A 12,734-nucleotide genomic window follows, 5' to 3' on the forward strand; every position below is an offset into this window, starting at 1 on the left:
TCAGCCCAGTTCCAGCGTCGTTATGCCGAAAACCTTCGACGGGGCATTGCCGGGCTTGCCTCCCCGGTACATGCGGGTCGTCGTGAAACCCGGTACCATGCCGACAGCATGAAGCAGGGCGGTGAATCCGATCTGGGTGGCCGGCACGTCGATATGCAGCGCCTCGCCCGCCGTCCTGCCCGCCAGTTCCGCCAGCATCGCCAGGGCTATGTCCGTCCCGTCGGCAAACAGCGGCCCGACCTTGAAACCCTCCCGGCATCGGCGCGCCACGCCGTAGCCGGCAAGGCCGGCCGGACCGGTGGACATCAGCGCGATCTGGGGCGGCTGCAGCCATTCCCGCAGAAAGGCCTCACGCGGCGCCGGGAAGCACTGGCGGTCGTAGGCCAGGATGTCGGCTGTGCCGGCTGCCGTCACAGGCCGGATATCGCTGCCGCCGGTCAGTCCGGCCGGACGACCGCTGAAGCGGACGGTCTCATAGGCAGGCATGAACCCCTTGTGCTGGTAGTTGGCCAGTTGCTCGGGCACCCCGTCGAGGCCGATGATGCGGTTGCCGAGCCGTGCCATGCCCGCGTCCCAGACCGCCTTGCCATGGCCCTCGCCACGCCGGTCGGGCCGGCAGATATAGAGACCGATGAAGCCGAAACGCGCGCCGTAGGCGACTGCAGAAATGCCGGCCGCCATCTCGCCGTCGACGAAGGCGCCGATGAACCCTTCCGGATCGGCCGCCCGCAACGCGGCGGCATCGCCGACACCCGGATTCCAGCCCTCCCCCGCCGCCCAGTCGACGAGCGTCTCGACTTCGGTGGCGGTCAGCGTCCGGATCGTTCTCTGCATCGTTCTGCTCGGCGGCGGCCTCAGGCGATGGATTTCAAGCCACCACGATAGGTCGTCGCCGGCAAGGTTGCAAAGGCCTCGCTTCGAGGATGGCCCGCCTGGCGCCCCGAAGAACGGAGCCAGCCTGCTCTGCGGACGCAAAGACGCTCAACGCGCGGCTGCCGGCCAACCATTATCGAGGGAAAGGTTTTCCAAACGGATGCAATGGGTTAGCAAGGAGCGCGCTGAGCAATCGTCAGTTGTTCCAACAGGCAACTGGACATGACCGGCGAAGGCTGGGAATCTTCATTTGCTCTTGCTTGGAATAGGATGTCGCAGGAAATGCCGCTGAGTGCCGAAGAGATCGCCAGTCATCCGGCAGCGCTTCGTCACGTCCAGGAGCAGTCGCGCGCGCTCATCCACATCTACGAAACCAGCCCGCGGCTCGCCGCCGTCTTTGCCACCCAGCAGCGCTGGCTGCTCGGCCATGTCGGGCTTGCCTTGCATTTTAGGCGCGACCCCAATGACCGCCGCACCGAAATGACGGTGGCGCGTTTCCTCGAGGTCGTGCGCCGCAACGCCGTCGCCAGCCGCAATACCGCCGAGGCGTTTGTCAAAGAAATGCTGCACTACAACATCGCCGAATATATTTCGACGAGTGGCGATGGCCGCGCTCACCCCTTGCGCGTGAGCGCGGCCACGATCGAGACCTTCACCGGCTGGATCCATGCCCATTTGAGAACGCTCGATCGCATCGACGGTGGAAACCGACTGGCGCGCTTCCTCGAGCGACCCGAAATGCTGGGAAAGCTGCAGCCATTGATCTGCGACGGCCTGCTCGCCTCCGGTCCGGTGCGAGAACCCGAACAGACCTTTTCGTTGTTCATCTGGCTGAACAATGGCGGCATCGTCATGGACTGGCTGATGTCAGGCATTGATCCGGAGGATGCCAACCTCGACAGGATCCCGACCAGCGTCATTTCGATCAGCGAATTCGCGCATTGGCTGAAGCTCTCGCGTACCCATCTGGCGCGCAAGCTCCACGATGCCGAGGCGCTTGGCAGCATCGGCTGGATCGGCCAGCGCGGCCATTCGGTGATGTGGGTCTCGCGACAGTTCTTCCGGGAATACATGGCCGTCCAGGCAGCCAAGCTCGCTATCGTCGACGCGGCCTTCGAGGCCTGTTTTCCCGCCGCGGGCGAAAGCTGAGAGCCGCGGCCCTGCTCCCAGCCCGCGCCGTGTCGGCGCGCAGGAGGCGCGCCGTTCAGCCGCTTCGCCTCGGCGAGGCGGTATGTCCTCAGTCGATGTCGAACGACACGCCCTGCGCCAGCGGCAGCGCCTTGGAGAAGTTCACCGTGTTGGTGGCCCGGCGCATATAGGCCTTCCAGGCATCCGAGCCGCTCTCGCGGCCGCCGCCGGTTTCCTTCTCGCCGCCGAACGCCCCGCCGATCTCGGCGCCCGAGGTGCCGATATTAACGTTGGCGATGCCGCAATCCGAACCGTCGACGCCGAGGAAGCGCTCCGATTCCTGCAGGTCGCGGGTGAAGATCGACGACGACAGGCCGGCGCCCACCTCATTGTGCAGTTCCAGCGCCTCGTCGAAATCGGAATACTTCATCACATAGAGGATCGGCGCAAAGGTCTCTTCGGTCACCGGCGATACCTGCTTCGGCATCTCGACCAGCGCCGGATGCACGTAGTAGGCGTCGGGGTGGCCGTTCTCGACGCGCGTGCCGCCGGTCACCTTGCCGCCATGCGCTTCCGCTTCCTTGAGCGCCTTCTGCATGTTGTCAAAGGCGGCCTTGTCGATCAGCGGACCAACCAGCGCGGAGGTCTCCAGCGGATTGCCGACCGAGACGCTCTGATAGGCTTTCTTCAGGCGCGGCAGCAGCGCGTCATAGACGCTTTCGTGCACGAACAGGCGCCTGAGCGTCGTGCAGCGCTGCCCCGCCGTGCCCATGGCGCCGAAGGCGATCGCGCGCAGCGCCATGTCGAGATCGGCGGTCGGGCAGACGATGCCGGCATTGTTGCCGCCGAGTTCCAGCACCGCACGGGCGAAGCGTTTGGCGAGCCGAGGTCCGACCTCACGGCCCATGCGGGTCGAGCCGGTGGCCGAGACCAGCGGCACCTTCGGATGGTCGACCAGCACCTCACCGACAGCGCGGTCGCCGATCAGCACCTGGAGCAGGCCTTCCGGCGCATCGGCGCCGAAGCGCTTGGCGGCGCGCTTGAAGATCGCCTCGCAGGCAAGCGCCGTCAGCGGCGTCTTCTCGGACGGCTTCCACACCACCGCATCGCCGCAGACAAGAGCGAGCGCCGCGTTCCACGACCACACCGCGACCGGGAAGTTGAAGGCCGAGATCACGCCGACGACGCCAAGCGGATGCCAGGTTTCCATCATGCGGTGTCCGGGGCGCTCGGTCGCTATGGTGAGGCCGTAGAGCTGGCGCGAAAGGCCGACCGCGAAATCGCAGATGTCGATCATCTCCTGCACCTCGCCGAGACCCTCGGACGGGATCTTGCCGACCTCGATCGACACCAGACGGCCAAGCTCGGCCTTGTGCGCGCGCAGTTCCTCGCCGAGGAGACGCACCAGTTCGCCGCGCTTCGGCCCCGGCACCAGCCGCCAGGCCTGGAACGCCTTGTGCGCGGCATCGATGGCCTTGCCCGCGTCGACCGCCGAAATCGACTTCAGCCCCGCGATCTGCTCGCCCGTCACCGGGCTGCGCACGGTGAGGTCGCCGCCGGAAAGCGCGTCCTTGGCGACGCCCAGTTTCTCCAGAAGTGAGGCCGTTTCCTTCGCTATGGTCATTTTTGTCCCTTTCAGATCCCGCCTTGGATATGGCGAGCGTCGAAGCCTTGCGCCATGTCTTGTCGGTGCAGCCGAGGCACGACGGCGCTTTCATGGCGTGGCATTACTCGTTTCGGGGAAAAACCGCCACCCCGGCATGGTCCAAGGCCGGTGCGCAAAATTGGGCCAGCCAGCGGGATCAGCGTGCTTTCTGGATCGACGACGCCTCAGCGCTTTCCTTGATCAGCCGGTCAATATGCATGCGGATATGGGCGGCCTCAGCAGCGGTGTTGGCAAGCGCGATGGCGCGGTCGAAGGCCACGCGCGCCTCCTCGCCACGGCCAAGCTGCATCAACAGTCCGCCCTTCAGGCCGAAGAAATGGAAATAGCCGGACAGCCTGTCTTCCAGCGGCTCGATCATGGCAAGTGCAGCCTCCGGGCCGCGCACCTTGCTTACCGCGACGGCGCGGTTGAGCGTCACCACCGGCGACGGCTGCATCTGCTCGAGCAGGCCGTAGAGCAGGTCGATCTCGGTCCAGTCGGTGTCTTCTGGCGTCGCCGCCCGCGCATGCAGCGCCGCGATCGCCGCCTGCACCTGGTAAGGACCAGGCTTGCGATGCCGAAGCGCCTTGTCGACCAGCGCCAGGCCCTCGTCGATCATCTTGCGGCTCCAGAGCGACCGGTCCTGGTCCTCGAGCAGCACGATCTCGCCATTCTCGTCGAAGCGCGCCGGCGCGCGCGCATGCTGGAGAAGCAGCAGCGCCGTCAGCCCCATGATCTCGGGCTCCGCCTGGAAGAGCCTCAGCAGCAGCCGTGCGAGCCGGATCGCCTCCTCGCAGAGCGGCGCGCGGGCAGGCGCCTCGCCGCCATTGGTCGAGTAGCCCTCGTTGAAGATGAGATAGATCATGGCGGCGACCGCCGCGAGCCGCTCCGAGCGCTCGACCGCGCCTGGCGTCTCGAACGGCACGCCGGCGTCGGCGATGCGCGCCTTGGCGCGGGTGATGCGCTGCTCCATGGCGCTCTCGCCGACGAGGAAGGCGCGCGCGATCTGCTTGACGGTGAGGCCCGAGACGATGCGCAGCGCGACCGCGATCTGCTGTGTCGCCGGCAGGTCCGGATGGCAGCAGACGAACAAAAGCCGCAGGATGTCGTCGCGATAATGCGCGCCGTCCAGCCGCTCGGCCATGTCGCCTTCTGCATCTTCGAGATCGGAAATCTGGTCCTCTTCCGGCATCGGCGCATGCTTGGCGCGCTTGCGCACCGCGTCGATGCCGCTGTTGCGGCCGACAAAGATCAGCCAGGCCGCCGGATCGCGAGGCGGGCCGTTCTTCGGCCAGTTCTTCAGCGCCCTCAGGCACGCATCCTGGAAAGCTTCTTCCGCGGCATCGAGGTCGCGGAAATAGCGCAGCAGCGCGCCCATCGCCTGCGGACGGGCGGTGCTGATCGCGTTGCTGATCCAGGCAAGATCGGTCATGCGGGTACCTTGGTCGGATTGAAGACGGAGATCGGCCTGATCTCGTAGGAGCCGCCGCTCGGATTGACCTCGGAGAGCTCGCGGGCGAACGCGACGGCCTCATCCAGGTCCTGGCATTCGAGCGTGTAGAAGCCGAGGAATTGCTCCTTGGTCTCGGCGAAAGGCCCATCGAGCACCATCGATTCGCCCTTGACCTTCCGGAGCGTCGTCGCCGCGGTGGTCGGCAACAAACGCGCCACAGGCCCAAGCCGGCCGGCCTTGGCGTACTTGTCCTGTACGTTGAGGAGCTTTGCCATCACCTCGTCGTCCTGTTCCTTGCTCCAGGAGCTGACGACGTCTTCGGAAGCGTAGCAGAGGATGGCGTAGAGCATGATCTCGGTCCTTTCCGTATCAAAGGACGCGACAGTAGGACCCTTCCCGACACAACGTCGATAAAAAAATAAATAGGTCGATCACGGGCTTATCCCGTGCCCTTGCGGTGCGTCAGGCGCCGCGCGCCTTGAGCCATCTGAGCACCTGCGTCTCCCGCTCGTCGAGGCCGGATATGAGACGCTTTCGCTTGTTGGCTGTCGCCATCTCGCGGAGCAACCTCCCTTCGGACCACGCCTCGAAGACCAGCGGGTGGATGTAGCATTTGCGGCAAACGACCCGCGTGTTACCCAGTCGTTCGGCGACCTCGTCTACGATACCGTTCGTCACCCTCTTTTGTTGGGTCATACTCTCTGGGAGCTCTGCCTGGGCAAACAGGGATGCGGCATGGATGGTGCCGCCCCATGTCCGAAAATGCTTGGAACTGAATTCCGCGCCGGACGCTTCGCGAATGTAGCGGTTGATGTCCTCTGAGCGCACCGGCTGGCGATTGCCGTCCTCATCGAGATACTGGAACAGCTTCTGACCCGGCAGATCCTGCGCTCCGCGCACAACTCTGGCGATGCGACGGTCGACGAGCTTCAGCTTCCATTCCTTGCCGGACTTGCCCTTGAAGGCGAAGCGCAACCTCGAACCCTCGATATCGACGTGTCGGTCGCGCAACGTGGTCAGCCCGAAACTCTTGTTGTCGCGGGCGTAAGCGGCATTGCCGACACGGATCATGGTGTTGTCGAGCAGCCAGACGACGGAGGCGACCACACGGTCCAGCGGCAGGCCGTGCCGGCGCAGGTCGGCATGGACCTGGCGCCTTAGAGCTGGAAGGCGTTCCGCGAAAGCGACCAGGCTGGAGTATTTCGCGCCATCCCGCTCCTCGATCCACTGCAGGTGATAGCGGTACTGCTTGCGTCCGCGCTGGTCCCGGCCGGTCGCCTGGACATGGCCGTTCGGGCCGGGCGAGATCCACACATCCGTCCAGGCAGGCGGAATGACGATCGCCTTAATGCGGTCGAGCGTCACCGCGCTCACCGGATTCCCGTTCGGTCCAACGTATGAAAATCCCTTGCCTTTTCTCAATCGGCGGATGCCGGGATCGGCATCGCTGACATAGTTGAGCGACGCGCGCTCGGCCGAATTTTGCACGTTGTTCCTGCGGGTTTCGTCCTCGCCCGCCGAGCGGTCGAGGGACGATCGCGATCGTTGCAGCATGATGGCTCCACGGAACTTGTCCGTAGATAAGCTGCTCAGCCGGCGGCTGGTTCCCTCCTCTCGTAGAGCCCCTTCAACCTTACCGATCGGCGGACACATCAGCCATCCAGAGCTCGCCGTCGTCTATGTGAACGGGAAAATAGTCGCGCCCGGTCGGTATCGTCTCGAGGACCGTTCCGGCCTCATCGGCCAGATAATCATAGCCGATGTCCTGGTGCCGGCGATCGGGATCGAGATGATTGTAGAGGTCGCGGCGCGCCACGCGCCGTTTCGGCTCGATCATCTTCAAATGATAAAGATTGAGGCCGCTGTCCCTGAGCTTCAGACCGAGGTCTTCGGGAAACCAGATGCCATGCAGATCCTTCGACCGGTACCGGTCCGGATGGTAGGCGCCGAAAAGCCTGTGCTGCATCTTCTGGCCCCAGGTTCCGTCGACGCGATAACTGGCCGGCGTGTACATCTCCCGGCAGCGGAATCCCCAGGCGATGCGCCTGGATCCGCGGGTCAGTTGGCCTATACGATCGGCGACCGCGATTTCCAACCTTTCGTCGGGGTCCATGGCCAGGATCCAATCGGCGCCCGCCTCATAGGCTGCGGCGACAAGCGCGCGCCGCCTCTGCGGTTCGTTGCTGAAAATCTCATTCGCGGCCCGATCGTCATAAGCGATCCAGCCATCGACGATTGCGTCGAGATTGGCGAGGAGGTCGGGCACCAGATGCGCGTCGTAGCGATAGCTGAAGACGGCGACGATCCTTTGCCGCGACCAAAGCCATCGACCGCGGCGCCGGCGCGGCGGCTTCATCTCGACGGTGATCATGGGCGCCGGCCCTCCTTGTCGCCATGCCTGGCGCCGACGGCAGCCCCCAGCGACTTGGCGAACAACGCCAGCCATACAATCGGCAGCGACAGCAGGGCGAAAGTCCTCTCTTTTCCGGAAAGCCCCGCTTTCGCCAGCTTGCCGACAATGCGCCGGTCCCGAAATACTTTCCGGAAAGGACGCGCGGGGTTTTCGCCCCCGACAGACCCAAGATAGGCGCCGTAGCGGCGGCCGCGCCGATACTGGTCGGCGAGCATTTCGAGCAGGCGTGTCTCGTTGCGATGGACGGTGAGGATTTGCGGTTCCCAGACCGGCTGCATTGCCTCAGGCAACCTGGCCATGAATTCAGTGTCTTCTCCCGACGCCAGTTGCTCGTCGAAGAGCCCATATCGATCGAACAGCTTGCGGTCGAAGGAAACGCCGTAGCGTTGCGCCTTCTCGGCGGGAAGACCCGGCAGGCGTCGCATGTACGTGATGAGATGCGCCGCGCATGCGACCGGATTGCGCGGATGGCTGTTGACGATGGCGCTCGCCACCGCCGCGGCGCCTTCCCGGTGCCGCCGCAGCCGGACTTCAGCCCACCCGGGACACGCCAGGCAATCATCCGCGAGAAAAGCGATGAAAGGCGCCTTCGTCGCCGCAATGCCGCGATTTCTCGCGGCGCCGGCAAACAGCCTGTGTTCGAATTCGATGACAGGCACGTCGAGTCCGGCGTCGGCTAGAAGCGTCCCCGCATTTCCCCCGCCGGAATTCACGACCACGATTTCGAACGGGATGTTCTGGTCGAGCACCGACCTTACGGCCGCGACCAGATTAGTCGGAGCCCGGAAACCTATCACCACGACTGCGAGTTCCGGCCCGTCGGCCATCAGACGCTTTGCAGCTGGATTCGATGGACCGGGAACCGGCGCCGCGCGGCGATTTTCAGCCGGTAGCGCATGCAGCGCCAGATGTCGGCGGGAACCCTGGGGGCGGCTTCGGCGACCGTCAGGAATTTTGCGGCCGTCTCCAAGTCGCCTCGTGCGTAGTGAACGCGCGCGATCTTGAGCGCAACCAGCCCTTCCCTCACCTTCAGCGACGATTTCGGAATGCCGCAGTCGGTCAGTTCCCGCAGCGCCAGCCGCCATTGGAGAAACCGTGACACCGGCTTGACCGTGAACCGATCGTCTGAGCGCTCCGATGAAACGAAGTAGATCATGATGGGCCGACTTGCCACCGCGAGCGAGGCTCTGCTCATCACGCGAGCCCAGAACAGCGTATCCTCGTCATAGGGCAGCCCTGTCGGGAAGCGCGTCTCACCGATGGCGCGCCGCGCAATCAGCGCGCTGCCGACGGCGATCGACCGGATCCGCCCTTCCAGATAGGCGGAAGCGTTGGTGAGCCCTGCGGCGGTGTAACCGCTCGGCATTTTGAACTGCCGATCCACACCATCGGTCCGCCGGCGATAGGCGCCAACCACCATATCGGGCATTGGCTGTATGTTGGTCTCGGCCAACAAGGCCCGCAGGCCGCCTTCGAGATGCAGATCGTCTGCATCGATCATGTAGATCCACGGAAACCGGGCCTGTTCCAGTGCCAGGTTCCTGGATCCGCCCGCGTCGCGGCAACTCGACCTGATGACGCGCAGCGGCAATCCCAGCCGCGCGGCCGCCTGCAGCGCGACAGCCGCCGTGTCGTCGGACGACGAAATCGTCGACCAGCAGAACTTCGCCGATCGCGTCGGCTTGCGACGCGATCGCAGTCAAGGTCCTGCCGACGGTCGCTGCCGCGTTGTGCGCCGGGATGACGACGCTGACTGTCATGAAAGCTCCCTGCCGCAGGAATTTAACGGAAGCACTCACCCCTGATGCTCAGGATATCGGCCGTATCGCAAGAAGCAATGCTTGCCGAAAGCGCTATCGAAACTGTGACCGCTTTAGCTCTTTGTTTTGAGGCATATCGTTCTGCCAAAGCCGCTGCGGCGACGCGCTTTAGGCAGCCACCGGAATGACGTCGACCGCCTGCTCGCCGACCTGACCGCCGGTGGTCTTGAGGACGCCGACGATCGGCGCCACGTCGGAATAGTCGCGGCCGTAGCCGACCGTGATGTGGTCGTTGCTCGCCCGCATGCCGTTGGTCGGATCGAATTCCTGCCAGCCGGCATCGCGCCCGCACCAGGCCTTGACCCAGGCATGCATGGCGTCCGCTCCCTCGAGCCGCGGCTTGCCTTTGGGCGGGATGGTGCGCAGGAAGCCGCTGACATAGCCGGCGGGAATGCCGAGGCCGCGCAGCCCGGCGATCATGATATGCGAAAAATCCTGGCAGACCCCTCGCTTCAGGGCGAAGGCGTCTCCGGCCCGCGTCTGCACGGTGGTCGCCTTGCCGTCATAGGTGAAATCGCGATGGATGCGGTTGCAGAGATCGACCGCCGTGGCGACGGTCGAGCCGGCAAGGCTTTCTCGCGCATAATCCGTTATCGCCGCATCGATGCCGGCATAGTCGCTGGCGGCCAGGAAATGATGCGGCGCGGAAGCCGACAGCGAATGCACCGCGTCGAGTTCCGCCCTCAAGCCGTGAATGTCGGGCGAGACGTCGAGGCCGGGTTCCGGTCGCGACACGGACACGCGCGCACTCATCCCGATGTCGAGTTCCTCATGCGCGTCGCGAAAGGCGATCGAGGTGACGTTGTTGCCGAAAAAATCGGAAAAATCCGCCCGCTCGGCCGGTGTCGGCTGGAAGGACAGCGAGGCCGCGATCACCCGCTGCACGCCGGCGATCGTCTGCGGCAGCACGCGCACCTGATGCCGGCCGCCGCCGGCGGCAGCAGCATAATCGTAATGCAGATGAAGCCTGATGTCGTAGAGCATCGCCGCCTATCCGAAATAGGCCTTGGCGAGGCTGTTGTAGAGATCGCCGATCTGGTTGGCGAGCTCGTCGAGCACCTTGACGGTCATATCCTGGGGTTCCATCACCGCAATTGCCGTGTTGAGCTGCAAGATTTCCTTCGCCGCCGGCGACATATGGCCCTCACCGCCAACGGAAGGCAGCATGCCGATCTCCGCCTTCAGCCGTTCGAGCTGGAACAGGATGGAACGCGGGTTGAGCGGATCGAGCGCCAGAAGGTCGATCACCGTGCGCCGCCCGGCCTGCACCGGATACTGTCGGCGGTGGGTCATGACGCTGTCGCCGATCTCTAGCATCATGTCGAGCGCGCCGTCGGGCGCGCCTGCCTTTGTCAGCCTGGCGAGCGTGCGGGCGATCTGGATGCCGCGCTCCAGCCTTCGGCCGATCTCCAGGAAACGCCAGCCGGTGAAGCGGTACATGTTCTCGTGAAGCAGGCCCGAGAACCCAGCAAGCTTGCGCAACATCACGGTCATCGCTCGCGTCGCATCGTCGCCCGGCGCCACCGTTCTGGCGAATTTATGAATGGTCTTCGACAGGTCTTTCAGCGCCAGCCATCCGTCGGGAGAGAAGCGGTCGCGGATCTGGCCGGCGCTGTAGACGGCGCTGTCCAATGTGCTGATCAATCCCATCGGGATCGCCGACTCGACCTCGATGCCGAACGGCTCAAGATAGTCCCTGATGTCGGCGAGCAGCGGCATTTCGGGATCAGAGGTCTCCGCCAGCCTGACGTGATAGGCGCGCAGCACGCGCACCGCGTCTTCCGAGCGCTCGATGTAGCGGCCGAGCCAGGTCAGGTTCTCCGCCGCGCGGCTTGGCAGGCTGCCGGGCATGGTGCGGGTGAAGCTGTCGCTCTCCTGCGGCAACAGCGTCTCGCGCTCGACTGGCCTGTCGCTCACCACCCAGACATCCGCCGCTTGGCCGCCGCGCTGCATGGCGATCGCCGTCGGGTCGAGCGAGAAGCCGACGCGGGCAAAGCCGCCGGGCATCACCGTCCAGCCTTCCGGCGTGCGTGCCAGGTAGACGCGCAGGCTTGCGGGTCTTGGCTCCAGCCGGCCGCCGACAAAGACCGGCGTCGTCGACAGCGTCACCGCTTCCTGGCCGACAAAAGCGGCGCCATCCTGTTCGATCCGCGCGACGAACTCCGCCCGTTCCCCTGCCGAAAGCGCCGAGCCGAGCCGCGTTGCGCCATCGTCCTCGAAGGCGAGGCGCGTCGACAGCGCCGAGCCGACCACCATACGGTCGATATTGGCAAGCACGTGGTTGCGCTCGGCCTCCTGCCCGCACCACCATGTCGCGACATTCGGCAGCCTCAGCTCCTCGCCGCGCAGTTCCCGCGCGATCCTTGGCAGGAAGGACAGCAGCGCCCGCGTTTGCATCAGGCCCGAGCCCAGCGCGTTGACGGCCGACACGGAGCCGCGCCGGATCGCTTCGACCAGCCCGGGCGTGCCGATCTGCGAATCCGGCCTGAGCTCGAGCGGGTCGGCAAAGGCGGCATCGAGCCGCCGCCACAAAACGCCGATCGGCATCAGCCCTGAAACGGTGCGCACCATCAGCCGGCCGTCGGAGACGGTCAGGTCCTCGCCCTCGAGCAGCATGATGCCGAGATAGCGCGCGATATAGGCGTGCTCGTAATAGGTCTCGTTCAGCGGCCCGGGCGTCAGGATGGCGACGCGGCCGCCGGACTCCCTTGCCATGCCATTGAGCGCATCGCGGAAGCGGCGGAAGAAGCCGGCCAGGCGATGCACATGCATCTCGCCATAGATGTCGGACAGCGCGCGCGTGGTGGCGACGCGGTTCTCCAGCGCGAAACCGGCGCCCGACGGTGCCTGGGTGCGATCGCCCAGCACCCACCAGTGGCCATCCGGGCCGCGGCCGAGCTCGAAGGCGACCATGTGCAGGAAATGACCGCTGGCGGGCCGGACGCCGACGACCGGGCGCAGATATTCGGGGCTGGCCGCAATCAGTCCGGCAGGCAGGATGCCCTTCTCGACCAGACGGTTCGGCCCGTAGATGTCGGCCAGGATCGCCTCGAACAGGTCGGCGCGCTGGATGAGGCCAGCGCTGATCTCGGCCCATTCCTTTTCGTCGATCAGCAGCGGGACATGCGCCAGCGGCCATTCGCGTTCGTTGGCGCCGGCCCTGTCATAGACGCGGTAGTAGACGCCGGCGTCGCGCAGATACTGGTCGGCGCGGGCAAAGCGCTGTCCGAGCGTCTCAGACCCCAACTCGTCCAGAGCTTCGATGAAGGACCGCCAGGCCGGGCGCGGACTGCCTGATGCGTCGACCATCTCGTCGACGACGCCATCGATCGGCCGGTAATGCTCCAGCAGGCTCTGCGCCCGCAGCCTTCCGCCCGCCCGTTTCTGATTCCCCTTGGCCAT

General features: G+C 65.1%; 12 protein-coding genes. 2 read left to right on the forward strand and 10 right to left on the reverse strand.

The window, feature by feature from the left end:
* Positions 1 to 834 carry a GNAT family N-acetyltransferase gene (locus RFN28_RS03655; protein WP_320286007.1) on the reverse strand — a complete coding sequence of 278 codons (834 nt, stop codon included), beginning with the start codon at positions 832 to 834 and terminating at the stop codon, positions 1 to 3.
* 321 nt (positions 835 to 1,155) lie between these two features.
* Between RFN28_RS03655 and RFN28_RS03660 the strand changes: the two genes are divergently transcribed.
* A complete protein-coding gene (locus RFN28_RS03660) occupies positions 1,156 to 2,022 on the forward strand; it encodes a hypothetical protein (RefSeq protein WP_320286008.1) in 867 nt (288 codons plus the stop codon).
* An 88-nt stretch (positions 2,023 to 2,110) separates the two neighbouring features.
* Here the strand turns inward: RFN28_RS03660 and amaB are convergent, their stop codons facing one another.
* From amaB to RFN28_RS03695, 7 genes are all read right to left on the reverse strand, one after another.
* Complete coding sequence (gene amaB, locus RFN28_RS03665; RefSeq protein ID WP_320286009.1) at positions 2,111 to 3,625, reverse strand: L-piperidine-6-carboxylate dehydrogenase; 1,515 nt, start codon at positions 3,623 to 3,625, stop codon at positions 2,111 to 2,113.
* A gap of 178 nt (positions 3,626 to 3,803) precedes the next feature.
* On the reverse strand, positions 3,804 to 5,078 hold the full coding sequence (locus RFN28_RS03670; protein WP_320286010.1) for an RNA polymerase sigma factor: 1,275 nt from the start codon (positions 5,076 to 5,078) through the stop codon (positions 3,804 to 3,806).
* The gene (locus tag RFN28_RS03675) at positions 5,075 to 5,449 is read right to left on the reverse strand and encodes a YciI family protein (protein WP_320286011.1); all 375 of its coding nucleotides are present in this window, start codon (positions 5,447 to 5,449) and stop codon (positions 5,075 to 5,077) included. Before RFN28_RS03675 ends, RFN28_RS03670 begins: the two co-directional genes overlap by 4 nt.
* Positions 5,450 to 5,561: 112 nt before the next feature.
* Positions 5,562 to 6,653 carry a DNA topoisomerase IB gene (locus tag RFN28_RS03680; RefSeq protein WP_320286012.1) on the reverse strand — a complete coding sequence of 364 codons (1,092 nt, stop codon included), beginning with the start codon at positions 6,651 to 6,653 and terminating at the stop codon, positions 5,562 to 5,564.
* A 79-nt stretch (positions 6,654 to 6,732) separates the two neighbouring features.
* The gene (locus RFN28_RS03685) at positions 6,733 to 7,470 is read right to left on the reverse strand and encodes a glycosyltransferase family protein (protein WP_320286013.1); all 738 of its coding nucleotides are present in this window, start codon (positions 7,468 to 7,470) and stop codon (positions 6,733 to 6,735) included.
* Positions 7,467 to 8,339 carry a glycosyltransferase family 2 protein gene (locus RFN28_RS03690; RefSeq protein WP_320286014.1) on the reverse strand — a complete coding sequence of 291 codons (873 nt, stop codon included), beginning with the start codon at positions 8,337 to 8,339 and terminating at the stop codon, positions 7,467 to 7,469. Before RFN28_RS03690 ends, RFN28_RS03685 begins: the two co-directional genes overlap by 4 nt.
* The gene (locus RFN28_RS03695; protein WP_320286015.1) at positions 8,339 to 9,103 is read right to left on the reverse strand and encodes a glycosyltransferase; all 765 of its coding nucleotides are present in this window, start codon (positions 9,101 to 9,103) and stop codon (positions 8,339 to 8,341) included. The genes RFN28_RS03690 and RFN28_RS03695 overlap by 1 nt, the downstream gene beginning before the upstream one ends.
* Between RFN28_RS03695 and RFN28_RS03700 the strand changes: the two genes are divergently transcribed.
* Positions 9,087 to 9,317: a hypothetical protein gene (locus RFN28_RS03700; RefSeq protein ID WP_320286016.1), complete on the forward strand. Its 231-nt coding sequence runs from the start codon at positions 9,087 to 9,089 to the stop codon at positions 9,315 to 9,317. The genes RFN28_RS03695 and RFN28_RS03700 overlap by 17 nt on opposite strands.
* A gap of 123 nt (positions 9,318 to 9,440) precedes the next feature.
* Here RFN28_RS03700 and RFN28_RS03705 read toward each other — a convergent pair whose 3' ends face one another.
* Positions 9,441 to 10,316 (reverse strand): transglutaminase family protein, encoded by an 876-nt coding sequence (locus RFN28_RS03705; RefSeq protein WP_320286017.1) that lies wholly within the window; start codon positions 10,314 to 10,316, stop codon positions 9,441 to 9,443.
* Between the two features lie 6 nt (positions 10,317 to 10,322).
* Positions 10,323 to 12,734 (reverse strand): circularly permuted type 2 ATP-grasp protein, encoded by a 2,412-nt coding sequence (locus tag RFN28_RS03710; protein WP_320286018.1) that lies wholly within the window; start codon positions 12,732 to 12,734, stop codon positions 10,323 to 10,325.

Source organism: Mesorhizobium album, assembly GCF_033977205.1.
Taxonomy (GTDB): domain Bacteria; phylum Pseudomonadota; class Alphaproteobacteria; order Rhizobiales; family Rhizobiaceae; genus Mesorhizobium; species Mesorhizobium album.

Bases quoted from the DNA above. Each gene is read 5' to 3' on its own strand.
- RFN28_RS03655 (WP_320286007.1), bottom strand. From the start codon at position 834: ATGCAGAGAACGATCCGGACGCTGACCGCCACCGAAGTCGAGACGCTC.
- RFN28_RS03660 (WP_320286008.1), top strand. From the start codon at position 1,156: ATGCCGCTGAGTGCCGAAGAGATCGCCAGTCATCCGGCAGCGCTTCGT.
- amaB (WP_320286009.1), bottom strand. From the start codon at position 3,625: ATGACCATAGCGAAGGAAACGGCCTCACTTCTGGAGAAACTGGGCGTC.
- RFN28_RS03670 (WP_320286010.1), bottom strand. From the start codon at position 5,078: ATGACCGATCTTGCCTGGATCAGCAACGCGATCAGCACCGCCCGTCCG.
- RFN28_RS03675 (WP_320286011.1), bottom strand. From the start codon at position 5,449: ATGCTCTACGCCATCCTCTGCTACGCTTCCGAAGACGTCGTCAGCTCC.
- RFN28_RS03680 (WP_320286012.1), bottom strand. From the start codon at position 6,653: ATGCTGCAACGATCGCGATCGTCCCTCGACCGCTCGGCGGGCGAGGAC.
- RFN28_RS03685 (WP_320286013.1), bottom strand. From the start codon at position 7,470: ATGATCACCGTCGAGATGAAGCCGCCGCGCCGGCGCCGCGGTCGATGG.
- RFN28_RS03690 (WP_320286014.1), bottom strand. From the start codon at position 8,339: ATGGCCGACGGGCCGGAACTCGCAGTCGTGGTGATAGGTTTCCGGGCT.
- RFN28_RS03700 (WP_320286016.1), top strand. From the start codon at position 9,087: ATGACGCGCAGCGGCAATCCCAGCCGCGCGGCCGCCTGCAGCGCGACA.
- RFN28_RS03705 (WP_320286017.1), bottom strand. From the start codon at position 10,316: ATGCTCTACGACATCAGGCTTCATCTGCATTACGATTATGCTGCTGCC.
- RFN28_RS03710 (WP_320286018.1), bottom strand. From the start codon at position 12,734: ATGGCCAAGGGGAATCAGAAACGGGCGGGCGGAAGGCTGCGGGCGCAG.